The sequence below is a fragment of the Paenibacillus sp. VMFN-D1 genome, assembly GCF_003386155.1.
Taxonomy (GTDB): Bacteria; Bacillota; Bacilli; order Paenibacillales; family Paenibacillaceae; genus Paenibacillus_AQ; species Paenibacillus_AQ favisporus.
In genome coordinates, this window is sequence record NZ_QRDU01000005.1 from 407,542 (window position 1) to 433,567 (window position 26,026).

Below are 26,026 nucleotides of genomic sequence, written 5' to 3' on the forward strand. Positions count from 1 at the left end.
TGAAGCTATGAATATTTTGATTACAGGATCGGCCCGGGGGCTTGGCTTTGAAACGGTCAAAGCGGCGCTTGCGCTTGGACATAGCGTGTTTGCAGGCGTGCGGGATATGGAGCGGCATACCGAGCCGCTTCGTGCATTGCGTGCAGCCCATCCGGACCGGCTCACGCTGATCGCAATGGATGTCACTGATGAAGAGAGCGTGAAAAACGCCAAGTCAGCCGTGCTGGAGCATACGGATGTGCTCGATGTCTTGATTAACAACGCAGGCGTGCTGATCGGCCGCGAGCATAAGCTGGAGGAGCTGGATTTTGCCGATATGGAACGGTCCATGCTGGCGAACCTGTACGGACCGATGAAGGCCGTGAAGCATTTCCTTCCGCTGCTGCGCAGGAGCGCCCAGCCGTGCATCATCAACATCAGCTCGGAGGCCGGATGCTTTACCGGGGCCTACGGCGGGGATTATCCTTACGCGATATCCAAAAGCGGGCTGAACTACTTCACCGCCCAGCTCCGCAAGGAACTGACCCCTCAGAACTTTGCGGTTTATGCCGTACATCCCGGCTGGATCCGGACTCCAATGGGCGGTGACCAAGCGCCGGGTGACCCGGCGGATACCGCGCAGGGCTTGCTGCGCATTGTGGAACGAACCGTCATCCCCGATCCGAATGCCTGGATGGTGAACCATCGCGGGGAAGCGATGCCCTTTTAATGGTTGCGATCTTGGACCACCGTATTGCACTCGATCGATAAGGAGGATGCTACATGAAAACGATTTGGGCGGTTGTCGGCGACTTTTATCATGAAGCCGAGCCGGCGAAAAAGTCACTTGAACAAGTTTTGGAGCCTTTCCTGGCGAATGGACAAACGGGGCTGCTGTACAAGGAAGTTTCCGATCTCGCCGCAGGGCAGCTCGGGCAGAAGCCGGATCTCGTTATTTTATTTGCGGAGAACCGCCTGGAGCCGCAAAGCGACCCGGAGGCAGCCTGGATGACCGAGGACATCGGTCGGCAGATCGAAGCTTACGTAAGTGACGGCGGTGCTTGGCTGGCATGGCATTCCGGGCTGGCGTCGTATCCCGAGGACGGCGCGTATGTGAAGATGCTGCGGGGGTATTTTTTGTCACACCCGAAGGAGCATAGTGACGTGACCTATATACCGGTCGGCGGATCAGCCTTGGGCGAGCTGGACGGTACGTTCCGGTTCAAGGATGAACACTACTTTGTCGCCTGCTCCGAGCAGGAGACCGAGGTGTTCCTGCGGTCCTCTTCGCGGGACGGCGAATCCATTGCCGGCTGGCTGCATCCTTACGGCGAGGGAAGGGTAGCCTGCCTGACGCCGGCACATCTGCCTGAGGGATTACTGAACGATGGGTTCATCCGGCTGATGCAGCGGGTGATTGCATGGAGCCTGGAGCTCGAGCCGGTGGATGCGTAGGTAAGGGAAGGGGGCCTGAGGAGAAGTCGGTTCTGAGGACGAAGGCGGGCATACAAACTTGTATAGGCCTGAATGCCTGAGTGACTTGGCATGAAGAATCGGCGAGAGATGATGAGACCAAAGTAGCTGGGGAAGAGATGAAAAGGAAGATGGAAAAGCAGACGGATGCGTCTGCTTTTTTTGTTTGTCAATCGATGTGTGTAGGGAGGTTTGCGAGCGATGCAATGCCCCATAGGAGCATGGTTAAATGGCTGCCAAGTCTATTGGTGTTTGTGATATCAGATCCAGAGGTTTCGAGCATTTCTTGATGTTTGCCCTGCAACGTATGCCCTCTCAGCACAACGCAGCGGAGGGGACGAAACAATTCCGGAGAAGCGGAGCGGTCGCCTGAAAGCTTTCCGCAGGAAAGCTCACTTCGGAAGCCCGGGCTGTCCCCGAATTTTATCCTTCTATCTAATCCACAAAAATTCGGGGGCAACAGCGATCGGAGGAATGTTTCGTACACGGAGCGTCCTTCGAAGCGCCAACGCCTATCGAAGCACCAGCATTCATCGAAGCACCAGCATTCATCGAAGCACCAGCATCCATCGAAGCGCCAGCATTCATCGAAGCGCCAGCATCCATCAAAGCGCCAGCATCCATCGAAGCACCAGCGTCTATCGAGCGCCGTGGCCCATCTTGCACCAGGCATGGCTTCATCGAGCCTCAAGCACTCACCGCCGGCCATTCCCATGCCGCATTTTAACAGCCCGCCTATCATCCAGAAGCGTTAATTCCCGCTATCAATCGGTAGATCGCTCTATAGCAAGCCGATAAAGCGCTTTCTATAATGAAGTCATACGGCTGGGGCGGAAGCGGATGCCAAGCATTCCTGACTTCCACCCGTGCAGCCAGAGACTTGCAGAGACAGGAGGAAAATGAGGCGAATGATCACCAACAGCCAAACGGACGCGGTCCAGGTCCGGCAAACCGGATCCCTGATCCGCGTAGCCACGGATCGGATGACGCTGGAGATCGACCTGGAACAGGGCCATTACAGCGCTGCCGGCGGTACGCTGTGGGAATGGAAAGAAATCCGCAGCGCCATCCGGTGGAACGGGCGTGAATATCATACGGGCAGCTATGACCGCCACCGCATGAATGGGGAGCCGGAGAGCATCGAGGATGCCTTCGGGACCGGCGTTCACTTAACGCTGGTGCATGAATCGGACATGCTTCCGACACTGGAGCAGCATTTCTGGATTTACGAGGGTGCGCCATTTTACCTGACGCAGCTGGTGGCTGTTCATAGGACGCGCATCCGGCTGAACCGGATGACGATGCTGCGGTGCGGACAGCTGTCTTTTGGGCCGGCCGTGGACATGGACAAGGAAAATGAGCTTACGGTGCTCCGCGTTCCATACGACAACGACAAGTGGGTGCGCTATGAGACACAGACGGCGCCGCTGCGCACCGAGAGCTACGAGGTTACGGCCTTGTTCCGGCCGCGCAGCCGGCAAGGGATCGTTGCCGGTTCACTGAGTCATGACGTCTGGAAAACCGGCATCAAAATCCAGGGCGAACAGCCGGGAACACTGGATGAGCTGGAGCTGTACGCCGGCGCTGCCGGGGAAATGACCCGGGATTTTCAGCCGCATGGATACGTCCATGGGACGCGCGTGGCTTCGCCGGTCGTATTCGTCGGCGGGTACGACGATTACCGCCGCGGCCTGGAGGCTTACGGGCGGGCTAATGCTACCCTGTCGCCGGCGCTTCCGTGGGAAGGTGGGGTCCCCGTTGGCTGGAACAGCTGGTCTGCCGCAATGAGTACGCTGGATTACGATTTGTACACATCAACGAGCGATTTTTTGAAGCGGGAAGTCCAGGCGGATGGTTTCCAAAATAACGACACGCTGTACATCAACTTCGACGCTTTCTGGGACCGCCTGACGGATGAAGAGATGGAGGATGCGCTGAACCGGGTGCGGCACAACGGCCATAAGCCGGGAACGTATTGGACACCGTTTGCCTTCTGGGGCAGTCCGTCCCAATTCGACAAGCCCGTGGAGGGAACGGATGGCGAGTTCACGTACAGCGACATTTTGCTGCGGGACGCCGCCGGCGAAATCCTGCCGGACATTGCCGGCGGCCTCGCGATCGATCCGACCCATCCGGGGGCGCTGAAGCGCATCGATTGGTTTACGGACAAAATCATCCGGGAGGGCTTTGAGTACATCAAGCTCGATTTTATGGCGCACGGTGCGCTGGAGGGACAGCATTACCGCCCTGAAATTACCACGGGTATTGCTGCCTATCATTACGGGCTGTCTTATTTGGCGAAAAAGCTGTCTCCGGAAACCGCCGGAAAGCCGATCTTCATCAACCTGTCGATCGCGCCGCTGTTCCCGTATGCCTTTGCGCACAGCCGGAGAATTTCCTGCGACGTATTCGGCATGATCGGGGATACGGAGTATCTGCTAAATTCGCTGACCTACGGCTGGTGGATGAACGATACCCTGTACCGGTTCAACGACCCCGATCACTCGGTGCTGTACAAGAGCTTCAACCAGGAGGCCACCACCCGCCATGAGGGGCGGAGCCGGCTGACGGCATCCGTAATCGCGGGGACGGTGCTGCTGCTCGGAGACGATTTCAGGCAGGAAGAAGCAGCTTCCCGCGCCAAGGCCTGGCTGAAGAACGGCAGCATCATGGAGCTTGCACGGAAGGGCACAACGTTCGTACCGGTGGAAAGCGCCCAGGGCGGCCGTGCGGCGGACGCTTTTATGCTGGCTGATCCGGACGAGGAGGGGACCGTCTACCTGGCTGTGTTCAACTTCGACGGCAAACAGGCGGCGAACAAGACAGTCGCTCTGGACCGCCTAGGACTCGAACCGCTCGCAACTTACCGCGTAACCGACCTGTGGGAAGGGACCGAGAGCAAGGCCAGCGGGGAAGTCCGCATAAGCCTTGAACCGGCGGAGTCCACCATTTTAATGTTATGCATCCAACCCTAATTCAAATTTCAAGGAGGATTGAGGATTGCCAATGAGTACACGAACCCGGTTTATCCCGAAAATATTGCTGATGATTTGGGCGGGGCTGCTGGCCTTGTCCTGGCCCGGGGCTTCCTGGGCCGAAACTTCTGAAACGGCTGCCGGAACGGGAGCCGATGCAGCAGCCGTTTCGTACGAGGCGGAAGCTGGCGCCAACACGTTTACGGGCAATGCAGGTCCTGCGGACTGCGGAACCTGCTCGGGCGGCAAAAAAGCGGGCAACCTGTATGGCGGCTCCACCCTGCAGTTTAACGGCGTCACCGCGGATCAGGCCGGTGTCTATACGATGACGGTGCACTACATTTCCGGAGACCCCCGCGCCGCCGTCATTTCGGTCAACGGGGCGGAAGGAGAAAATTTCAACTTTCCCAAAACGGCGGACTGGAATACGGTCGGCACCTACGATATCCAGATCGACTTGAAGCAGGGCAGCAATACGATCCTCTTCGACGACGGCGGCGGATACTCGCCGGATATCGACCTGATCGAGCTGCGGCTGGCATCGGCCGGCGACGGCGTGCCGGACCATGACGGCAGCATTGGCGAACTGGGCAAACAGCTCCAAGTCACGAAGTACGGCCCCATTACGCTGACCGAGTATCAGCGCGGATTCAGTGTAGCCAATCCGTCGTATGAGCTGCTGTACAACACTTCAACCGGCCTGTCCCAGTACAACTGGAACACTAAGCCGGTGATCAAGGGTGCCTATAGCGAAATCCAGCTCGACAAAACCGTGGCGAGCAAGGATTACGGCAAGCATACGTTTAAAGCCAAGGACGGTGTGACTCCCTTCCGTGACGCCACGGGCGAAGGCATCAAGGTTACGGTCCGCAGCGAGAAAAAAGGACTGCCGGATCTGAGCCAGGTCTTTTACATTTATAACAATGGACCGTACGTGTTGACGGAAGTGACGGCTGCCCAAGCCGCCGGGCTGACGACCAACCAAATGGCACCGCTGGCCGTCGAGGCTCGGGGAGGCGTCGATATCGGCAGCTACGGCGACAACCGGGTGCTCGTGACGCCTTTTGATAACGACAGCTGGTCCCGGTATCAGGCCAAAAGTATCAATACTCGCTTAAATACGGATAACTATGTCAGTTCCGAGCTAACAGCCATTTATGACAATACAAGCCGAAAAGGTCTGGTGGTCGGTTCCGTTACGCATGACACATGGAAAACGGGAATCCACTGGAGCGGCACCGACAATAAGCTGAACGAGCTGCGCGTGTACGGGGGCTTTACTTCCCAGGCTTCCACGCATGACAGCCTGCCGCACGGAAGCGTGTCCGGAAAGAGCGTGACTTCGCCGAAGGTGTTCATCGGTTTGTACGATGACTACCGCAAAGGCATGGAAGGTTACGGCCAGGTGAACGCCGCGATTGCGCCGCCGCTTGCTTTTGGTCAGAACATCCCTGAAGGCGTACCGGTCGGCTGGAACAGCTGGGGCGCTTATGCCGATCATCTCAGCTACGACAACGCGGCAGCCGTCTCCAACTATGTGAAGGAGCATCTGCAGAACAGCTCTTTCGAGAACAACGGGAACGTGTACATTAACCTCGATTCGTATTGGGACAACATGACCGACCAGCAGCTGACCGATCTCGTGAAGCTGATTCACGGCAACGGCCAGAAGGCGGGCATCTACTACTCCCCGTTCGTTTATTGGGGGGACAACATGGACCAGGTAGTTGAAGGGACCGACGGCAAGTACAAGTACGGGGATATCTTGCTGAGGGATGCATCCGGCAATATTCTGCCGAAGCTGGACGGCGCTTATGCCGTGGATCCGACCCATCCGGCCGTGAAAGCCCGGATCGACTACTATATGAACCGTTTCAAAAAGGAAGGTTTTGAGTATATTAAGGTAGACTTCCTGTCCCATGGCTCTTTGGAAGGCCGGCATTACGATTCGAAAGTGCAAACCGGCATTCAGGCGTACAATCAGGGAATGGCTTACCTCGATCAGGCCATCGGCGGCACAATGTTCATCAGCGAATCGATCGCTCCGCTGTTCCCGAGCCAATATGCGCACAGCCGCCGCATTTCCTGCGACGTGGACGGCAGCCTGGGCAACACGGAATACCAGCTGAACAACTTGACTTACGGCTGGTGGCAGAACGGGACGATTTATCATTACACCGACCCGGACTATATGACGCTGGTGAAGGGCGGCTCGTATGAAGGGGCGCAGACCCGTGTTAATGCAGCGGCCATTTCGGGTACGGTCTACCTGAACTCTGACGATGTGAATGACCCCACGGCCCGCCAGTACATGGAGAGCCTGCTCACCAACCCGGAAGTGAACGCACTGGCGGTGAAGGGCAAAGCATTTAAGCCGGTGGAAGGGAATACCGGAACGAAAGCGGCAGACCTGTTTGTGCTTGAAGACCAAGGCACGTATTACTTGGCCGTGTTCAATTACACGCAAAATCCGGAGCAGCGTCAGATCGACCTGAAGCGTGCCGGCATTCCTGTCCAAGCGGGGGCTTCCGTTCAAGTGACCGATTTGTGGACCGGGGAAAAGGTAACGGCAGGTGCAACGCTGGACGCTACGCTGAAAAGCGCCGAATCCAAGCTGTACCAAATTAGTCCTTGAATTTGACTTTGCCCATAGGCTGGTTTATCTTGGGACAGGATGGGTGGTTTTCGGTCATCCACGACATTTACCTGATTCGAAGGAGGCGTCTTACTCATGAACAATCTGCAGTCCACCACAACCTTGTCCAGCGGATATGCCATGCCATGGCTCGGGCTGGGCGTCTACAAGGCACAGGAAGGCAATGAGGTCGTTGGCGCGGTGAAAGCGGCTATTGCGCATGGCTACCGCAGCATTGACACGGCTGCGCTGTACGGTAACGAAGAAGGTGTCGGCAAGGCGGTCCGGGAATCCGGCGTTCCGCGTGAGGAGCTGTTCATTACCACCAAAGTTTGGAATTCGGATCAAGGTTATGACTCTACCCTGAAGGCGTTTGAACAAAGTATAAGCAAGCTCGGCCTGGACTATGTGGATCTGTACTTGATTCACTGGCCGGTCAAGGGAAAATACAAGGATACATGGCGTGCGCTGGAAAAGCTGCAAAAGGACGGCAGGGTCCGTACGATCGGCGTATCCAACTTTCACGTTCATCATTTGGAGGATCTGATGCAGGATGCCGAGGTGAAGCCGGCCGTCAATCAGGTGGAGCTGCATCCGCTGCTTTCCCAAACGGAACTGCGCAGCTACTGCAAAACGCAGGGCATTCAGATCGAAGCCTGGTCGCCGCTGGCTGCGGGCCAGCTGCTGGACAATGAAGTGCTGGCAGGCATCGGCGCCAAATATGGTAAATCCACCGCGCAGGTCATCATCCGCTGGGATCTTCAGCACGAGATCGTGACGATTCCGAAATCGGTCAAGGAGCACCGGATCATCGAAAATGCCGATGTGTTCGACTTCGAATTGACGGCGGACGAAATGCAGCAGATCGACGGGTTGAACCGGAACCAACGGACCGGCGGGGACCCGGATAATTTTAATTTCTAAGCAGCATCTATCAGAGCAAGTATGACCAAACCAATCGCGTATTCCGGCTGACCAGCGGATGCGCGATTTTTTATTCCTTCCCCGGACTCATATCCGGTGCAGCGGATTCAGCCGGTACTGGCTGGGAGTCGTGCCGTGAAAGCTGCTGAAGTGCCGGGAAAACGGGTGGATGGACGGGTACCCCAGCTTTTCCGCAATCGCCGTAATGCTCAAGTCAGTTTCGACCAGCATATGGGCCGCCCGCTTCATCACGAGCTGGTGATGGTAGGCCTTCGGGGTCATCCCCGTTTCGCGCAAAAACAGTTCATGGAAATAGGTGCGTTTCAGACCGCAGAACCGGGACCAGGCTTCCACCGACTGTCCATGCTCCGGACGGCTGTTCAAATACTCGAGCAGGCGGACGATGCGATAATCGCTCGGATGCTGCACGTTCACGGCGTTGTGCCAGGACAGCATCCAGCCGTACAGAAAGCTGTTCACCGTTTCACTGCGGTAATACTTGGATTCGCTGTACATCCTGGCGATCATGGCGATTCCATCATACAAATGGGGATGGGCGCGCAGCGAGAAGACGCTCGGAAGCCGGTCCAGTTCATCGCAGGGCAGTTCGATAGACAATCGGTCAAAAACGAAAGGCTCGGGCGCATGGATGAAAGACCGGCTCGGAGAGAGCGGGTTGGCGTCATCCCATAAATCGAAATACAGATTATACGAAGGCAGCGGATGGGAAGGGCGGATGTGAAAAGCATGCGGCTGGCCCGGGCGCAAAAAAATGAGCGTTCCCCGCTCGATCGGATATTTGACCCCGTCGACCTCCATTTCCCCAGGGCCTTCATTAAACAAGTGGAGGGCATACACGCTGCCTGCGCGCAGATGCTCGTTGCTGCTGCCGTCGTACAGATAACTCATGGAGTCGCCTACGAATGGAGTTATCTCGGTTAAGCCTTTGTTCATATCATGTCTCCCCCGCATTTAGAAGGTGTATGCTTGCTGATTCAAAACGATAGATTGGCGGATGAATTGATAAATCAATGGATGCGTTAACAAAGACGGATCATACATCAAAATGATACGATAAAATCAACGGTACCGGAATAGAATCCAGTAAGAAAAGCGGATGAATTCACAAATAAATTGTGGTGGAGGATATCGGATGAATGACCTGAAGCTTTGGTACGAGGGCCCCGCGGAAGGCTGGGCACAGGGGCTGCCGCTCGGGAACGGCAGAATAGGCGGCGTGATTATATCGGCTCCGCACAAGGAAGTTTGGAGTCTGACCGAGGTCACATATTGGTCGGGACAAGCGGAGCCCTGCCACGGCCCCTCCAATACGAAGCAGGATCTGGAGCGGATGCGTGAGCGCTTTTTTGCGGGCGATTATGCGGCTGGAGACAAGCTGGCGAAGGAGCATTTGCAGCCGCCCAAGCGCAACTTCGGCACGAATTTGAGCCTGTGCGACATCATCCTGGAGTGGCCTGCGGCAGCTTCGGAAGGGGGAGCGGAAATGCGCCGGGAGCTGGATTTACAGCAGGCCGAGGCGCGCTCCGCCGGTACAATGAACGGATACCGGTTTGAACGGGAGACGTTCATTTCCCATGCGGACGATCTGATGGTGTCCCGGCTGTGGAGCGAGGACCCGGCGGGGCTCACGTTCACGCTCCGGCTCGAGGGCCGCACGGAGGAATTCGGCAGTGAAGCCCGGGAGCCGGACATGCTGGCCTTCGCCGGCAAAGCGGTGGAAACCGTGCACAGTGACGGGACGTGCGGGGTGTCCAGCAGCGGAGCGATACGTGTCCAGGCCCGCGGTGGCAGCGTGCTTGCCTCGTCCGGAACGATCCGGGTGGAGCGGGCGGAAGAGGTGTGGGTCTACACCGCCGTGCACACGGATTACCGCCAGCAGGACGATGCATGGAGGGAAGCGGGCTTCCGCCAGCTGGAGCAGGCGCTTGGCAAAGGCTATGACCGGCTCAAGGCAGACCATGCCGCCGATTACCGGCCGCTGCTGGAGCGGGTGCGGCTGGATCTTGGCACGTCAGCGGCGGCCAGCCTGCCGACCGATGAGCGGATGCGCCGGTTCCGGGCGGGCCAGACGGATGATCCGGCGCTGTTCGCGCTCTTCTTCCAGTACGGCCGCTATCTGATGATCGCCGGATCACGCCAAGACTCGCCGCTGCCGCTGCACCTGCAGGGCATCTGGAATGACGGTGAAGCGTGCCGGATGGGCTGGAGCTGCGACTATCATCTGGACATTAACACGCAGATGAACTATTTTCCGGCGGAAATTGCCCATCTTGGCGATTCCCACGAGCCGCTGATGCGCTACGTCCGGGAGCTCGCCCAGGCCGGCCGGTCGGCCGCGCGGCAGTATTACGACGCAGAGGGCTGGGTGGCCCATGTGTTCTCGAACGTCTGGGGCTTCTGCTCGCCCGGATGGGAGACGTCGTGGGGACTGAACGTGACGGGCGGCCTCTGGCTCGCGACCCATATGATGGAGCATTATGAATACGGCTTGGACGACATGTTCCTGGCTGAAGAGGCGTACCCAGTGCTCAAAGCAGCCGCGGCCTTTTTCCTGGACTACATGACCGTGCATCCGGAATTCGGCTGGCTGGTGACCGGTCCTTCCAACTCGCCGGAGAACAGCTTCTATCCCGGGTCTCCGGAGGAAGGAGCGCAGCAGCTCTCCATGGGTCCGACGATGGACCAGGTATTGGTGCGGGATCTCTTCACTTTCTGTCTGAATGCAGCCCGGAAACTGGACGTGGACGCCGAGCTGCAGCGGAAGTGGGAGCACGCCATCTCACTGCTGCCTCCATTACAGGTCGGCCGGCGCGGCCAGCTGCAGGAATGGCTGAAGGACTACGGCGAAGCGCAGCCGGAGCACCGTCATTTGGCCCATCTGTTTGCCCTGTATCCCGGCAGCCAGATCACGCCGCATCATACGCCGGCACTGGCTGAGGCGTCGCGGGTAACGCTGCAAAACCGGATGGAGCGCATCGACCTTGAGGATGTGGAATTTACCGCCGCCTTATTCGGCCTCTTCTTCGCCAGGCTGCATGACGCCAGCCGGGCCGAGCATCATATCGCCCATTTGATCGGCGAGCTGTGCCTGGACAACATGCTGACCTATTCCAAGTCGGGGATCGCCGGGGCCGAGACGAACATCTTCGTAATCGACGGCAACTTCGGCGGGACGGCCGCGATCGCGGAGATGCTGCTGCAGAGCCATGCGGGGGAAATTCATCTGCTGCCGGCCCTGCCGGACAGCTGGCCGGACGGGGAAGTTCGTGGGCTTCGGGCCAAAGGAAACATGGAAGTGGACTTGACATGGAAGCATGGCAAGCTTGTCCAGGCCCGGATACAGGCCTTGTCGGGCGGAACCGTTCAGGTATACTGCGGGGATCGGAGCGTGACGCTGAATTTAACCGCCGGCGAGGTGCATACGCTGGACGGAGCGCTCGCCGCGAATACGGCTGCCGGACGAACAAGCTGAGCCGAGACGAGCTTCGGTGAACTTTAGGCATAAAGGCAATTGCAGCCGTTCGGGCTGCGGTTGCCTTTTCTATATACAAATCATGATTTACGGCCTCCTCAGTACCGGTAATCCTGCATTCTAACCGCAAAACAGGGAAAAATGTACCTTTTGGCTGGAGTGTACCTATACAAATTTGCGATCAAGGCTTTATTATGGAATGTACGCTGCATGAGCAGGCCATACATCTTTCAACCCACAAAATGATAGCGCTATCAAAACAAGGGGGATATCATGCTGAAACGTTCCAGCGTTTTTCGAAATTTTCTGATTTCTTATATCGTCATTCTTCTGATCCCCTGTGTGGGCGGTTACATTTCTTACCTCACCTCGATATCCGTTACACAGTCTATCTCGATCGATAACAGCTTGATTCAGCTGGAAAAGAGCCAGGAGCTGCTGGAGCACCGGATGGCGGAGGTGGAAGGCATGACCCGGCAAATCGCCATCAGCCAGGAAGTGAATATGCTGATGAACGACCGCCATCAAGTGCAGGATGTGTACGGTTTGTGGAAGGCGATGCGGAACGTGCTGACCTTTGGGCAAACCAACGATTTTCTTCAAAACTATTTCATTTATTTGGCCAATTATGATTTGATCCTGACTTCAGGCTCCACTTTTCGGCCGGAGCATTATTATGAATATTTTCATTATGACGATATGTCGTTTGACGAATGGAAGACCCAAGTGCTGCTAAAGACCCACCGCAGCGAAATCAAGCCGTTGACTGCCTATACGGAGAGGGGAATGGGTACTTCCGTCATTACATTTATGCAGTCCTTGCCGCTCGACAGCTTCAACGATTCCTCGCCGGCGAGCGTGGTGGTCATGATCGACGAAAAAACCATAACCGGTTTGCTGTCAGGTCTGACCAAAGGATTTGGCGGATGGGTGCACATCTATGACAGTCAAGGAAATACGCTTGCGCTCCAAGGGAGCGTTCCGTCGTATGTGGACAAATTGAAGGATGACCCGGCTTTTGATGCCAATAAAACGAGCCAATTTTATAAGGATGACCTGGTCATTACAACCCGTTCGGACAAGAATGGATGGGTGTACCAGGCCGGCATTCCCCGGACCACCCTCATGGAGAACGCCAACAAGATCAAGCGCGCAACCTTTATCCTTACCGGAGGGACGATGCTGATCGGCCTGCTGGTCGGGCTGCTGCTGGCGCGTCGTCACAGCGTTCCGATCCAAAGCATGATCGGCATTATCAAAGAACAGTTCGGCCGGGACGAGCTGGAGAAAAGGAATGCGTATGATTTTCTTAGCGGCAATATTGCCAATATGATCAAGACAAACAAACAGCTCGAAGGCGAGCTGACCCTTCAGCTTCCGCTGGTCCGCGACGCTTTCATTAAGCGCCTCATTGCAGGCGAATTCGAATCGCACGATGTCATCGTGGCAGCGGCCAAACAGGCCAACATTTCGCTCGAAAAGGAGAGCGGTTATGCAGGCATTCTCTGCATTAACGGATACTCGGGTATGGACAGCGTGGAAATTTTGAATGAGCTCAGCGCCACACGCCTCCTTGTGAAACAAGCGCTGCTGGAAATCTCGGGTCCGCTGCCGGTATCCGACCTTGGATCCGATAAGCTTGTCGTCTTGTTTTTCTCGCACGAGAACCGGGAACCCGGGCAGGACGAGGAGGAGCGGATAACCGCGCTGATGGAAGAGCTGATCCAGCATCTGTTCCAGGAATACAAGGTTTCCATCCAGGCTGGTTTCGGCGAGTCCTTTGCGACGCTGATGGATGTGAGCCAATCGTTCGAGCAGGCCAAGCAGGCGCTGGAATATGCCGTGTTTGTGAACTCCAAGGGCATGCTGTGGAATCATGAAGCCCGCATCGAAAACACGACGTATTATTACCCGCTCGACGCGGAGCAGCGCCTCGCAAGTACGATCCGGGCCGGGGAAGAGGAGGAGGCCGGGAAAATCATCGACGGCATTTTCGAGCAAAATATCGCAAGACGCGAATTGTCTGTTGAGATGAAGCATCAGCTCGTCGGCGAGATCAAAGGAACTTTCCTCAAGCTGCTCGATCAGAAGGTTTTCCAGGAGACGAACATGGTGGAAACCGTGAAGCGGAGGGTCATCGACATCGGCCCCGCCGAGCCGCTGGATTCCGTTCAAGCGGAAATCAAGAGCATTACCGCCACACTGTGCGGCTATATCGCTAACAAGAAAAAAGACTCCCACGCCAAACTGGTTCAGCGGATGTACCAGTATACGGAGGAAATGTACGCCAATCCCGATCTGACCCTGTACCGGGTGGCCGAATATGTGGAACGTCCGGAAAAATACATTTCCCAATTATTTAAAGAAGTGACCGGGGTCAATTACTCGGACCATCTGATCAAGGTGCGTATGGAGAAAGCTGCTGAACTGCTCAAAGAAAGCAATCATACGGTCGACGATATCGCCGCCCGGGTGGGGTACAACAGCTCCCATTCGTTCCGCCGGGCGTTCAAGCGATTGATCGGCGTCACGCCGAGTGTATACAGGCAAACGCTCGACGAATAGCACCAACGATTGAAAAGCCGCTGGATCCGTTTGAGGACGATGCGGCTTTTGTACGTGCGGAAGCTAAAGCGGAAATATGTACAGCGCTTAGAGCGATGGACCCCCGAAAAAGGGGAAATTGGATGCAAAACGACCGAAGTGTACCTGTTCAAGCGCCCGTTTGATCCACTATGCTCAAGCAAGAAAGAAAACGCTGTCATTTCATCACGCATCCACGCTGATGGCATAGGGGGGATTATTATTCTGAACAAGCAAGCCGCAATTCCAATGAAGCGCAAAAGCAGTACGCGCAAGGTCAGTTACTGGCAGACTGCCGGTAAAAGCATGAAGAAGCATTGGCAGCTCTATCTGCTCGTGATTCCTCCGCTGTTATTTTTCCTTATTTTCAAATACTACCCGATGCTTAACGCAGTCCTTGCATTCAAGGATTATAACGTCATTAAGGGGATTTGGGGCAGTCCATGGGTAGGCTTCAAGCATTTTGAGCTGTTCTTTAAAAATCCGCTGTTTTGGACATTGCTCAAAAACACGCTGCTGCTGAGCGGTTATTTGATCCTTGCCGGTTTTCCGATTCCGATTATTCTGGCGCTGATGATTAACGAAATGCGCGGGAAGAGATTCAAGAAGTTCGTACAGATGGTCACTTTCGCTCCTTATTTTATTTCCACGGTGGTCATGGTATCGATCGTCATGCTGTTCCTGTCCCCAAGGCTGGGCTTCGCCAACGTCGTTCTGAATTATTTCGGGCTTGAATCGGTGAATTTTCTGGGCGACCCGGGCATGTTCCGCTCCATCTATGTCTGGTCCGACATTTGGCAGACGGCCGGCTACAGTGCGGTCATCTATTTGGCGGCCCTGGCGGGCATCGATCCGACCCTGTACGAAGCAGCCAAGGTGGACGGGGCTTCGCGGTTCCAGAAAATCTGGCACGTCGATTTGCCGGGCATCGTTCCGACCATCGTCATCATTCTGATTCTTAACGTCGGCAACGTCATGGCGATCGGTTTTGAAAAAGTATATCTTCTGCAAAATCCGCTGAATCAGGTGAACTCGGAAATTATCGCAACCTATGTGTACCGGATCGGATTGCTGAATGCAAACTACAGCTTTGCCACGGCCGTCGGCCTGTTTAATTCCGTCATCAACCTCATCCTGCTGCTGACCGTAAATGGTTTGGCGAAGAGGCTGACGAACAACAGCATTTGGTAAGGAAGGAGCAAAGGTATGACCATTCAACTCGCAGGAAGAAAAGCAATCAAGGAGTCGAAGGGCGACCGTCTGTTTTTAGGCATCGTCTACACCATTTTGATTTTGGTCGTCCTGGCGGTTCTGTATCCGCTCGTCTACATTTTAAGCAGCTCCATAAGCAGTCCGGCGGCGGTCACCTCCGGAAAGGTATGGCTGTGGCCGGTCGACATTTCGTTTGAGGGCTTCCGCGTGCTTTTCAGCAGGCAGGAAATTATGACGGGCTATTTAAACTCAATTATTTATACGGCGGCAGGCACCCTGATCAGCGTCACGCTGACGGTCATGATTGCCTACCCTTTGTCCCGGAGGTCCCTCTTCGGGCGGAACGTATTCATGATGATCATCACGTTTACGATGATTTTCAGCGGCGGGTTAATTCCCACGTATATGGTGGTGAAAGAGCTGCACTTGATCGACACAAGGTGGGCGCTGCTGATTCCTAACGCCATCTGGGTATGGCAGGTGATTATCGCCCGCTCCTTTTTTCAATCGTCGATTCCGGGAGAACTGCTGGAGGCCAGCGAGATCGACGGCTGCAGCGATATCCGGTTTATCCGCAGCGTCGTGCTGCCGCTGTCCAAGCCGATCATTGCCGTTCTGGTGCTGATGTACGCCGTTGGGCAGTGGAATGCCTATTTCGATGCGTTGATCTATCTCAGAAGCGCGGACCTGTTCCCGCTTCAGCTAGTCCTTCGGAGCATTATTATCCAGAACAACAGCTCGGGCGGAACGATGGACGCCATGGCGATGGTGCAGAAGCAGCAGCTGGCCGAGCTGTTAAAATATGCGCTGATCGTGGTGGCGACCCTTCCGGTGCTTGTCATTTACCCGTTCGTGCAGCGTTATTTCGTGCAGGGGATGCTGGTCGGATCGGTCAAGGGATAACCTTGAGGTGCTGATTTCGGCACGCCATCCTGATTCTTATTCCATTTCAAATGGAGGTGGTGCCCTTTTTTAAGAAGAGGAAGGCATAAGAAGCTTGCTGCAGAACTATTAAAAAGGGAGCGATTCGATTGAAAAAAAGCCTAATACGAATGTTTATCCTGCTGATGGCCACCTTCATCGTCATCAGCGGCTGTTCCGGCAAAAAGACAGATAGCCCGGACAGCGCACAGGGAGGCGCTACCGCAGCCGACGGAGGATCGTCGAAGCCCGTACAGGTCAGCGTGTTCGCCGTCCAGGAATCGGGAATCGACATTCCGACGAACAAGTTCACCAAATTCGTCGAAGACAAATTCAACATTCAGTTTAAATGGCAGATTAACCCTTCCGACGGAGCCAAGGAGAAACGCCAGATTTCGCTGGCAAGCGGCGATTACCCCGATGCTTATCTGCTGACAGCCTACATCGATGAATTTTCCCAGGCCGACGTCCTGAAATACGGGCAGCAAGGGGTGCTGATTCCTCTGAACGATCTGATCGACCAATATGGGCCCAACATCAAGAAGGCGATGGAAGAGAGTCCTGAAATGAAAGCTCTTGTCACGGCCCCTGACGGCAATATCTATGGGCTTGGGGCTTATACCGAATGCTTCCACTGTTCCTATCCGAACAAAATGTGGCTCAATACGGAATGGCTGAAAAAGCTCAATCTTCAAGAGCCGAAGACCACGGAGGAATTCAGAGAGGTTCTGAAGGCTTTTAAAACGAAGGATCCCAACGGCAACGGCAAAGCCGACGAAGTTCCGCTCAGCGGTTCGACAGAGGACTTCGGCGTCCGCATCATTCCTTATCTGATGAACAGCTTTATCTATGACGATGACCGGAACTATTTGACGATGAGCAGCGGCAAGGTGCAGTCCGCCGCCATTACGCCGGAGTGGAAGGAAGGATTGAAATACGTCAAATCCCTCTATGACGAAGGCTTGATCGACCCGGGCGCATTTACGCAAAATGCTGAGGCCTTCAAAAAAGTCGGCGAAAATGCCGGCGCTGAAATTCTTGGCGCAGGAGCAGGCATGCACCCGGCCATCTTTGTCAATATCGACCCGGGCAACACCCGTTCCGCACACTACAACCCGCTGCCGCCATTGACCGGTCCGAACGGCATCTCGTATGCCACGCATGATGCCGGGGGCGTCACTTCCGGAGCCAAATTCGTGATTACGAATAAAGCAAGCAAAGAAGCGCAGATCGCATTAATCAAAATGGTGGATTATATGTTCACGCCCGAAGGGCAAACCAATGCCGGAACCGGTATGAAGGGCATCGATTGGACGGATCCGGAGCCGGGAGACAAAGCGCTTGGTGAAGGTGTTAAGCCGATGGTCAAAACGATTCCGACGAAGGAAGGCGAGCAGCCGCACAATGCGGGATGGAGCGGAATGGGGCATTTCTACATGCCGAAAGAATACCGCGATACCTGGGTACAGGGCACTGATATATACGCTTCGGACGGCTATGAGCGCAGACTGTACAACGCTACGCTTCTGTACCAAGGACATGAGCCTAAAGAAATTTTCCCGATTTGGTCCGTCTGGATCGACCCGACTGAAATCGACGAAGCCAGTATGCTGCAGACCAACCTGAAAAATTACATTGAGCAAAATGAACTGCAGTTCGTCACCGGCAACAAAGACCTGGACAAAGACTGGGATGCTTATGTGAAAGGCCTGAAAGACCTGCAGCTGGACCGGTACCTGGAAATTTTGCAGACGGCGTATGATAAATTAGCAAAATAATACGATATAACAAGGAACCGGCGGCCGGCAAAGCCTGCTGGTTCCTTTGCGGGATGCCGGTTCTATAACAGACTGGCATCTTCGGCTTTTTCCTTTATTTTTGCAACACGGGCTGCGATTGTAATATTCAAGGATGGAGCAGTCAACGCATCGAAAGGAGCATGGCATGATTGATTCTGGAAATCCGGAGCCGGCCCTGGTCAAAATGATATCACTGGCGGACTTTGGCGAAGCTGAGAGCTTACATGCCAATGCAGGGGCGGCCATGCGGCTTGCGCTCGAGGCAGCCGGTTCGCATGATGGCCCTGTCGTATTGGACGTACCATTTGGAACGTATCATTTTTATCCGGAGCATGCCGTCAGGGCGGCTTATCATATTACCAATACGGCCAGCGAGGAGGAAAACCCGGACGTCACGAAGACGGTCGCGCTGCTGCTAAAGGGGCTTCGCCGGCTGACGCTTGAGGGGAACGGTTCCCTTTTTGTGATCCACGGCAAGCAAACGATGCTGCTGCTGGACGGCTGCACGGATATCGAAATCCGCAACCTGCGCTTCGACTATGCGGTACCGACCGTGACCGAAATGACCGTGGAGCGGCGCGGAGATCATGAGCTCGACGTTTGTGTGCATCCGGATTCTCATTATGAACTGGAAAACGGACGTCTCACTTGGGTCGGCGAAGGATGGAGGTTCCGGGGAGGGCCGGTACAGCACTGTGACATGGCCCAAAACGCCACCTGGCGTGTGGAAAATTGGCTGTCACGGGCTGAACGCATTGAGGAAATCGGCAGCCGGCGGCTGCGGTTTCATTTTGGGGAGGAAGCCGCTCCGCATGTTTTGCCTGGAATGACCGTACAAATGAGAGACGGTATTCGTGACCAGGTCGGCGTACTGATCCTGGAATGCGAGAGGATCCGTCTGATCGGCATGGGCCTTCATTTTATGCATGGGCTGGGCATCGTCGGCCAGTTTAGCGCGGATTTGACCTTCGCCGATCTGGATGTGACGCCGCGCCCTGAGACGGGGAGAACGGTGGCGGGCTTCGCCGATTTTATCCATTGTTCAGGCTGCCGGGGCCGCGTTTCGGTCACGGACAGCCGGTTTACCGGAGCCCATGACGATGCGATCAACGTTCACGGCACATACCTCCTCATCGTCGGCCAACCGGCGCCCGATCAAGTGCGGGTTCGATTCATGCATCCGCAAACGTATGGATTCCGCGCCTTCTTTCCGGGAGACGAAATAGCTTTTGTCGATGCGCACAGTCTTGCGTCCTATGCTTTCGGACGGATCGCCGCCATGGAGATGCTCGATCCCCGCGAGCTGCTTTTGACATTGGAGCAGCCGGCCCCAGCATCGATAGGGGAGCATGATGTGATTGAAAATGTGACGTGGACGCCGGAGGTCGTGATTGCGAGAAACCATTTTGCCAGAATACCGACCCGGGGCATACTGGTGTCGTCGCCGCGGAAGACAGTCATAGAGGGGAACAGGTTTGAACGCATGAACATGAGTGCCGTTCTGGTTGCGGGCGACGCGAATTCCTGGTACGAATCAGGTGCAGTCGCGGATGTGCGCATGGCGGGCAACCAATTTATCGACTGTGGCGGAGAGGAGCATCCCGTGATCCGGATCGCTCCCGAGAATGAGCCTTCCGTGCCGGACGTGCCGGATGTACCGGTCCACCGCAACATCCGGATCGAGGATAACCGGTTCAGAACGGCTCATGCCGTGCTGCTGTCGGCGCGGAGCACGGAAGGGCTGGCCTTTTGCCGAAATGAGATTTTGCTTGCAGGGAAGGCTGGCAGCAAAGACGGGCTGTATTCGGGCGGGCCCTTTCATGGGCTATATCCTGACGGACTTTTTAAGCTGGAACGCTGCAGCGGAGCTGAAATGGCTGACAATTCGGTCGGCTTCATGGTGGCTCCGACAGACGAATAGAACGAGGAATAAAGGAGATGGACGTCATCGACAAGAAAAGACTGATCGTATTTTTGGACAGCGGGGATACGCTGGTGGACGAGTCTACAGAGGTTCGTGACGAAGACGGGATCGTGGTCAGCGCCGACCTGATTCCGGGGGCCGCGGAGATGGTGAAGACGCTGCATTCGCTTGGCTTTACGCTTGCGCTTGTGGCCGATGGAGATGCACAATCCTTTAAAAACGTGCTGAGTCAGCACCGCCTGCACGATTATTTCGATGCGCTCATCATTTCCGAGCTGATCAAGGCTACCAAGCCAAGCCCGCGAATGTTTAAAGCGGCGATCGGCGCGCTGAACGGGTCCGAAGCGGATTTTGCCCGTACCGTCATGGTCGGCAACAATTTAAGCAGGGATATTAAAGGCGCGAACGCCCTCGGCATCATCAGCGTTTTTCAAAGCTGGACGCCAAGGTACCCCCATACGCCGGCAGACGAGTCCGAGCAGCCCGCTTATACAATCAGCGAACCGATGCAGCTCATCGAACTTGTCAACCGGCTGGAAATGGAGCTTGGGGCAGCGGAAACGGGAGGCGGGAGTTCCGAACCCCGGAAAGCACGGCAGGAGCGGCAGGAGTGGCAAGAACGACAGGCAGAGGGGGCCGGGGACCATGCCGCATTCTAAGCCGATTCATCCGCATGCGTATCCCAAACCCATCATCCATACCCGGAGCGGTCTACCCGCATTTCAGGATAAGATTGGCAAGGGACTGCCCGTAACCGTTGCTTTCCTTGGCGGCTCCATCACGGAGGGAGCGGGAGCTTCGGATGCGGATAAGACCAGCTGGCGTGGGCTGACACAGACCTGGCTCAAGGATCGGCACGGCGCCGACCAGGTGGCCTGCATCAACGCCGGCGTCGGCGGCACCGACTCGACCTTCGGCGCGCACCGGCTGCAGGAGCATGTCCTGGAGCACGGGCCGGTCGATCTTCTGCTCGTCGAATTCAGCGTCAACGACGGCACGGACCGCAGCGAGTCGATCCGCGGCATGGAAGGGATCGTCCGCGGCTGCAGGCGGCGCTCGCCGCAGACGGACCTTTGCTTTGTCTATACCGCTGCGGACAAAAATTTAGGACCGGGCGTCCCGTTCAACATCGCCGTACACGAGGAGGTCGCCGCGTATTATGGTATCCCCTCAGTCAACTATGCCTCCGCCATTCAGCAGGGCGTCGAGGAGGGGCGCTGGACATGGAGGGAACTCGCGCCGGATGGCGTCCATCCGAATGACGAGGGCCACGCGCTGTATGCCGGCTTTGCCCGGGAATTCCTGGAGTCTTTCTTTGAGACAAGAGCGGCTGCGACAGCTGAAACCGGTCATGCCACCAGCATTGGAAGGGATGTCCTTTCCCTCCCGCCTTTGGTGGCGGGGAATTACGAGTACGGACGGATGATCCGGGCGGACAGCATTTTAAGCCAAAGAGGATTTGACTACAACGGGCTTCAGCACAAGCCGGTCATGAACTGGCGCTACGATGACGGTCACTTGGAGGCGCTGAGCGAAGGAGCAAGCCTCAGTTATATCGTGACTGGCCGCGGAACGGGACTCTGCCTGTTCATGGGCCCCGACTCCGGCATTCTGGAATACGCCGTGAACGGAGGCCCTTTTCAAGAGGTGAACCTTTTCGACGATTGGTGCAAGCTGGCTTACAGACCCGTGATCATCATGCTGGCCAGCGGTTCCGAACCGGCCGAAATGCAGGTGGAGGTCAGAAACACAGGACGAAAAGACGTGGAGAGTCTGGGAACGCGACTGCAGGTGCTGAGAATCCTGAGCCATTAAAAAGGGATAGCATGTCTCGCTCTGGACGGGACACGTACGCCTCAGCCACGTTCTAGAAAAAAACCAGCCGACTCCCGTCAGGGTTCCGGCTGGTTTTTGGTGTTATTTCACGACCGTTACGGAAAAACGTGAATGTGCTGTACCTACGCTTCTTTACCTGGCTCACGACCTGGCGGGAATATTTCAGCGGCCTCGGGTTCCAGTGTTCGGACACGCTCCAGGTAAGCCGTCACCCGGCGGTCATCTTCTTTGGGATAGGCAAAGCCGAACTTCGCCGCCACTTCTTGCGCCGTGCTGCGGAATAGGTCGGTCATAGTAAACAGTGCGCTCCAAGCATCTTCGTATTGGCCTTTTGGATAGGTGGCCAAAAGCAGTTCCCAGCTCGATTCGGGAATGTATCCCTTTAAGTACTTCCCGTTTTTGCCGGTGCTCACCGAGAACCCGGTAAGGATGCCAGCCTGCCATTCGAGCATCTTGACCAGCATCTCCCGGATGATGTTCAAATGGTCGAGTGCATACAGGATTTCCTGTCTCCACAAGCCTTTGGCGACGTAGGGCGAGACCCACCAAAACTCGTTGCAGCAGTCGGCAAATAGTTTGGCGGTCGGCTGATGTACCCAATATTCCTGATCCGTAGGCTCTGCCAGCTGCGGCAGGCTCTGGTCTTTGTCGAGCAGCACCACGGCCAAGCGGTCACCGCCGTTCCAGTCATCCTTTTTATCGATCGGGCAAAGAGTCAGGTCAATCCGATTGCCATCCGTGAACAGCATGAGATACGGATAAAATCCGTCCATTGCCGGAGGAACGAGCTTCATCTCCTCCGGTTTTTGCATGACGATCCGGTCGCCGAATACGTTAACCCAGTCGGGATCCTGGATAAAAGACCCCACGTCAGTCACGACATACACAATATCGTAATCCTGGAAAACATCCTTCGGTGCATTCGGATTCGTGCGCGAGCCGTTCATCCCAACAGCCCGGATACGCTCGTCGCTTTTGGCTACATTCAAAATCAAATCCAACATTTCTCGTTCGCTTCTCATCCCGGGTACAGCCTCCCTTTTTTATATTCATTTGGAGTTGGGTCATGCTTACAAGAGGCGGTCCACGAATTCGGATAATCCAGCGAACGACGAGTTCACGTTACAAGTGGTCAAGCAGCTTCTTCATGATGATTGTCCTCCTTTTTAGTGGTGGGTGCATCATCGGTAGAACGGAATTGTAAGGATCATGACAGGCGGTATGCCGCCCATACCATAATTACTGACATCTTACCACAAGTTGGTGGAGGGCGGGAAAGCGTGCTGTTTAATTTAGGTGAATTTTCCTGAAGCAAATATCGGTAACATCCCGTTTGATGACCGAACCGTCGGGTGGTCAACGGATAGTCCAAAAATCTGGATTATACAGGGACAGCTGAATGGTCTGTGATAAAGCGAGTTCACAGTTATTTCAGACTGTCTACATATGATGAACAAATTCAGGTTTTGTCTTTTAAATGGTGGACAGAAGTACATATTTTTTCCTAACTGTTGAGTTCTATATATAGTAAAAATATTTATGATTAGTACTATATACAGGGATTTTAGAGTAGATCCGCTAGCAGGTGAATATATATATCGAGTCCATCTTTTGTAAGACAAAGTATGAAATTGTCCATTGAGGAAGGACGGATTTTATCCTCACTGAGGTGGCCGAGAGGGAAATGCTTTTCATTTCACAATAAAAGGGACCGGGCTTGCAAACAACAGTTATTTAAATGCATTTCGAATAGCTGCAGCATCGAAGTCGTTTGTAATTTTGTATGACCTAGCTGCATTTTTAGGCACGGCGGCGTTGTATTCGAAAGCATTTATATAGTCGTTGTCATAGAGAGTCAGCCCGTAAGCTCTTCCCTTGTCCTTTGTTTTCAGGGTCATCCAGTAGGATTCGGTAAATTCGATGTCAGATGCTCTGGATTTTTTTAATTTCGCCGCAGAAAGAGAGTTCAATATTTCATTGATTTCTTCCGAATTCGTTACATTTTTGATGTGCTCACCCTGCTGATCGCGTTTGATAACTTCAATGGACGCAACATTGTTGGTATCGAGCTTATCCAGTACAGCTTCTTGGAGCGTAAAGGTTTTTGGTGAAAAGTAGAAAATCCCCAAGCCGACCACGATGAGGACGGCGGCCGCAAGGTATACGAGTCGTTTCATCACTTCATCCCCCTTCGTTCTGACCAATCACGTAAAGTATGCTGCGGATTTGAAAATTTACTTTTACTCCCAATTCTATAAATAATGAGAGGCATAAATCAAGCAAAAACCAAAATTTATAAATTGCTTCAATATAAGCCTAGGGCAACCAACGGAACGCCTAATCGAGCCGTATCTGTTTCGGGGAAACATTCAATAAGAAAAGCCTGCAGCCATTGGCTTTTTTAAAGGCATGGTTGATTTCGGCTACTCCGAAATCTCGGCCCTGGGGTTGAACATGCCCCCTTACACAAGCCTATCATACCCTGATATCCGAACAAGGATTTGCCGCTGCGCGTTCCTCCTTGTTCGGATAGTTCAACTACTCCGGCGGCGCGGTGCGCCTGGCGGAGCCTCCAGTTGAACTAACAGGGGAAGCATGATCGAGAAGGTGATCGATATGATGCGCATGTTCCAGGTGGCAAGCCTAACGGGCCGGTGATTAGACTAAAGGGAGCGAATCCGAGATGACATGATATCTTTCAAACTTTGATCTATACATGGATGCAATAAAACAATGGCTTTAACACAAGCAGCCTGGCCAAAGGCCAGGCGCTGATCAGTCTGAGGCGAGTTCACGGCCAAAGCCTTCCGGAACTATTCCTTCCCCGTCGAGAGATGGGGAAGAGGGCCATCCCACTCGTCTAACGTCTGGGTTTCGCCAATCATCCCTGGACTTGTGGTTTCCGAGTCCAGCCAAGTTCGCCGTACCAAACAGAAAGCTGCCTGGCCAGGGGCCAGGCGCTGATCAGTCTCAGGCGAGTTCAAGGTCAAAGCCGTCCGGAACGAGCCTATTCCTTCCCCATCAAGAGAGGGGGAAGGACCTCACAAACGTGGAAGTCAACGGAAAAGTGGTTCCAAGAGGAGGCGGGAATTGGGGTGGAAAGTCTACGTGCCGCCTTTGAGACCGGGTTCCAACCACCTTATCGATTCCAAGGAACCCGGTCTCAACAGCGGCTGAAACCCCAATCCCGCCCCTCCCACGCGCAAACGTATGGGTTTCCTCCACTCACTCCTCGCACTTACCCCACGCGCCAAACGTCTGGGTTTCGCCAGCCATCTAGACAGCTCGGCCATATCCAATCCACTCACAGACTTACCACATTCGGTTTTGCCATCCCCGCACACACCCAGTCCTTCCTCAGCTCTTGATCGCCCCCATCATGATCCCCTTCACAAAATACCGCTGCACGAAGGGATACACGAGAATGATCGGCAGTGTGGCGACCATGGTCACCGCCATCCGGATGCTCTCGCTTGATACCGGGATGCGCTTGGAGCTTTGGGCCAGCTGCTGGGCGTCGGACATCATGCTGGCTGTCTGGAACTGGTTCAGGATTTTGACCAGCACGGCCTGCAGCGTCTTCAGCTCGGGTTTGTAGGTGTACACGTAGGAATCGTACCACGAGTTCCAGTGGCCGATGGCCAGAAACAGGCCGATGGTGGCCAGCACGGGAACACAGAGCGGCATGATGATGCGGAAAAAGATTTGCAGGTCGTTCGCCCCGTCGATTTTGGACGATTCCTCGATCTCACCGGGGATCTGCTCGATAAAGGTTCGGACCAGAATCATGAGAAACACGCCGATCAGGCCGGGGAAAATATACACCCAAAACGAATCGATCAGCCCGACGGATTTGATGACCATATAGGTCGGAATCAGGCCGCCGCCGAAATACATCGTGAACACGAAAAAGAAGGAGAAGTACTTCCAGCCGATCAGGTTCCGTTTGCTGAGCACGTAGGCCAGCATGGAGATGCAGAAGATGGACACGGCCGTGCCGACGACCGTCCGCAGCACGGTGATTTTGATGGCGCTCCAAATTTCCGGGTTGCGGAAGATGGTCATGTAGCTTTCAAAGGTCGGCACGCGCGGCCAGAAATACAGCCCTCCTTTTAACGTGTCCGTCGCGTCGTTCAGGGAAATGACGAAGATGTTCCAGAACGGATAGAACGTCGCCAGGAAGATGATGGCCAAAAAGACGTACAGTGAGGCATCGAACAGATGCTCGGGGACCGTTTTGCTGTTTTTCATATCGTAAACCTCCCGGGTCGA

Annotated in this window: 17 protein-coding genes; 13 read left to right on the forward strand and 4 right to left on the reverse strand. The window is 54.9% G+C overall.

What is annotated here, in order from left to right; all coding sequences use genetic code 11:
• The first annotated feature begins 7 nt into the window (after positions 1–7).
• From C7820_RS28280 to C7820_RS28300, 5 genes are all read left to right on the forward strand, one after another.
• Positions 8–709 carry an SDR family oxidoreductase gene (locus C7820_RS28280; protein WP_116233863.1) on the forward strand — a complete coding sequence of 234 codons (702 nt, stop codon included), beginning with the start codon at positions 8–10 and terminating at the stop codon, positions 707–709.
• A gap of 53 nt (positions 710–762) precedes the next feature.
• Positions 763–1,434 (forward strand): ThuA domain-containing protein, encoded by a 672-nt coding sequence (locus C7820_RS28285; protein ID WP_116233864.1) that lies wholly within the window; start codon positions 763–765, stop codon positions 1,432–1,434.
• 926 nt (positions 1,435–2,360) lie between these two features.
• Positions 2,361–4,427 carry an alpha-galactosidase gene (locus C7820_RS28290; protein WP_116233865.1) on the forward strand — a complete coding sequence of 689 codons (2,067 nt, stop codon included), beginning with the start codon at positions 2,361–2,363 and terminating at the stop codon, positions 4,425–4,427.
• Between the two features lie 31 nt (positions 4,428–4,458).
• Positions 4,459–7,062 (forward strand): carbohydrate-binding protein, encoded by a 2,604-nt coding sequence (locus tag C7820_RS28295; protein WP_116233866.1) that lies wholly within the window; start codon positions 4,459–4,461, stop codon positions 7,060–7,062.
• A 96-nt stretch (positions 7,063–7,158) separates the two neighbouring features.
• The gene (locus C7820_RS28300; RefSeq protein WP_116233867.1) at positions 7,159–7,986 is read left to right on the forward strand and encodes an aldo/keto reductase; all 828 of its coding nucleotides are present in this window, start codon (positions 7,159–7,161) and stop codon (positions 7,984–7,986) included.
• A gap of 87 nt (positions 7,987–8,073) precedes the next feature.
• On the opposite strand, the gene C7820_RS28305 is transcribed toward C7820_RS28300, so the two are convergent.
• Positions 8,074–8,940 carry a helix-turn-helix domain-containing protein gene (locus tag C7820_RS28305; RefSeq protein ID WP_116233868.1) on the reverse strand — a complete coding sequence of 289 codons (867 nt, stop codon included), beginning with the start codon at positions 8,938–8,940 and terminating at the stop codon, positions 8,074–8,076.
• 199 nt (positions 8,941–9,139) lie between these two features.
• Between C7820_RS28305 and C7820_RS28310 the strand changes: the two genes are divergently transcribed.
• The 8 genes from C7820_RS28310 to C7820_RS28345 all read left to right on the forward strand — a co-directional run bounded on the left by C7820_RS28310 (position 9,140) and on the right by C7820_RS28345 (position 21,733).
• A complete protein-coding gene (locus tag C7820_RS28310) occupies positions 9,140–11,479 on the forward strand; it encodes a glycoside hydrolase family 95 protein (protein ID WP_116233869.1) in 2,340 nt (779 codons plus the stop codon).
• Positions 11,480–11,752: 273 nt separating this feature from the next.
• The gene (locus C7820_RS28315; RefSeq protein ID WP_116233870.1) at positions 11,753–14,044 is read left to right on the forward strand and encodes a helix-turn-helix domain-containing protein; all 2,292 of its coding nucleotides are present in this window, start codon (positions 11,753–11,755) and stop codon (positions 14,042–14,044) included.
• Positions 14,045–14,311: 267 nt separating this feature from the next.
• A complete protein-coding gene (locus tag C7820_RS28320; RefSeq protein WP_258875542.1) occupies positions 14,312–15,253 on the forward strand; it encodes an ABC transporter permease in 942 nt (313 codons plus the stop codon).
• A 15-nt stretch (positions 15,254–15,268) separates the two neighbouring features.
• Entirely contained in the window at positions 15,269–16,177 is a 909-nt protein-coding gene (locus C7820_RS28325; RefSeq protein WP_076175564.1) for a carbohydrate ABC transporter permease, read from the forward strand.
• 128 nt (positions 16,178–16,305) lie between these two features.
• Positions 16,306–17,973 (forward strand): extracellular solute-binding protein, encoded by a 1,668-nt coding sequence (locus C7820_RS28330; RefSeq protein ID WP_258875543.1) that lies wholly within the window; start codon positions 16,306–16,308, stop codon positions 17,971–17,973.
• A 166-nt stretch (positions 17,974–18,139) separates the two neighbouring features.
• Complete coding sequence (locus C7820_RS28335) at positions 18,140–19,915, forward strand: alpha-1,3-galactosidase-related protein (RefSeq protein ID WP_116233872.1); 1,776 nt, start codon at positions 18,140–18,142, stop codon at positions 19,913–19,915.
• Positions 19,916–19,932: 17 nt separating this feature from the next.
• Entirely contained in the window at positions 19,933–20,577 is a 645-nt protein-coding gene (locus C7820_RS28340; protein ID WP_116233873.1) for an HAD family hydrolase, read from the forward strand.
• Positions 20,564–21,733: an SGNH/GDSL hydrolase family protein gene (locus C7820_RS28345; RefSeq protein WP_116233874.1), complete on the forward strand. Its 1,170-nt coding sequence runs from the start codon at positions 20,564–20,566 to the stop codon at positions 21,731–21,733. The genes C7820_RS28340 and C7820_RS28345 overlap by 14 nt, the downstream gene beginning before the upstream one ends.
• 143 nt (positions 21,734–21,876) lie before the next feature.
• On the opposite strand, the gene C7820_RS28350 is transcribed toward C7820_RS28345, so the two are convergent.
• The 3 genes from C7820_RS28350 to C7820_RS28360 all read right to left on the reverse strand — a co-directional run bounded on the left by C7820_RS28350 (position 21,877) and on the right by C7820_RS28360 (position 26,005).
• Positions 21,877–22,776 (reverse strand): aminoglycoside 6-adenylyltransferase, encoded by a 900-nt coding sequence (locus C7820_RS28350; RefSeq protein ID WP_116233875.1) that lies wholly within the window; start codon positions 22,774–22,776, stop codon positions 21,877–21,879.
• 708 nt (positions 22,777–23,484) lie between these two features.
• Positions 23,485–23,931, reverse strand: a complete 447-nt coding sequence (locus C7820_RS28355) for a DUF5301 domain-containing protein (RefSeq protein ID WP_116233876.1) — start codon at positions 23,929–23,931, stop codon at positions 23,485–23,487.
• 1,180 nt (positions 23,932–25,111) lie between these two features.
• The gene (locus C7820_RS28360) at positions 25,112–26,005 is read right to left on the reverse strand and encodes a carbohydrate ABC transporter permease (RefSeq protein ID WP_116233877.1); all 894 of its coding nucleotides are present in this window, start codon (positions 26,003–26,005) and stop codon (positions 25,112–25,114) included.
• Positions 26,006–26,026 lie beyond the last annotated feature (21 nt).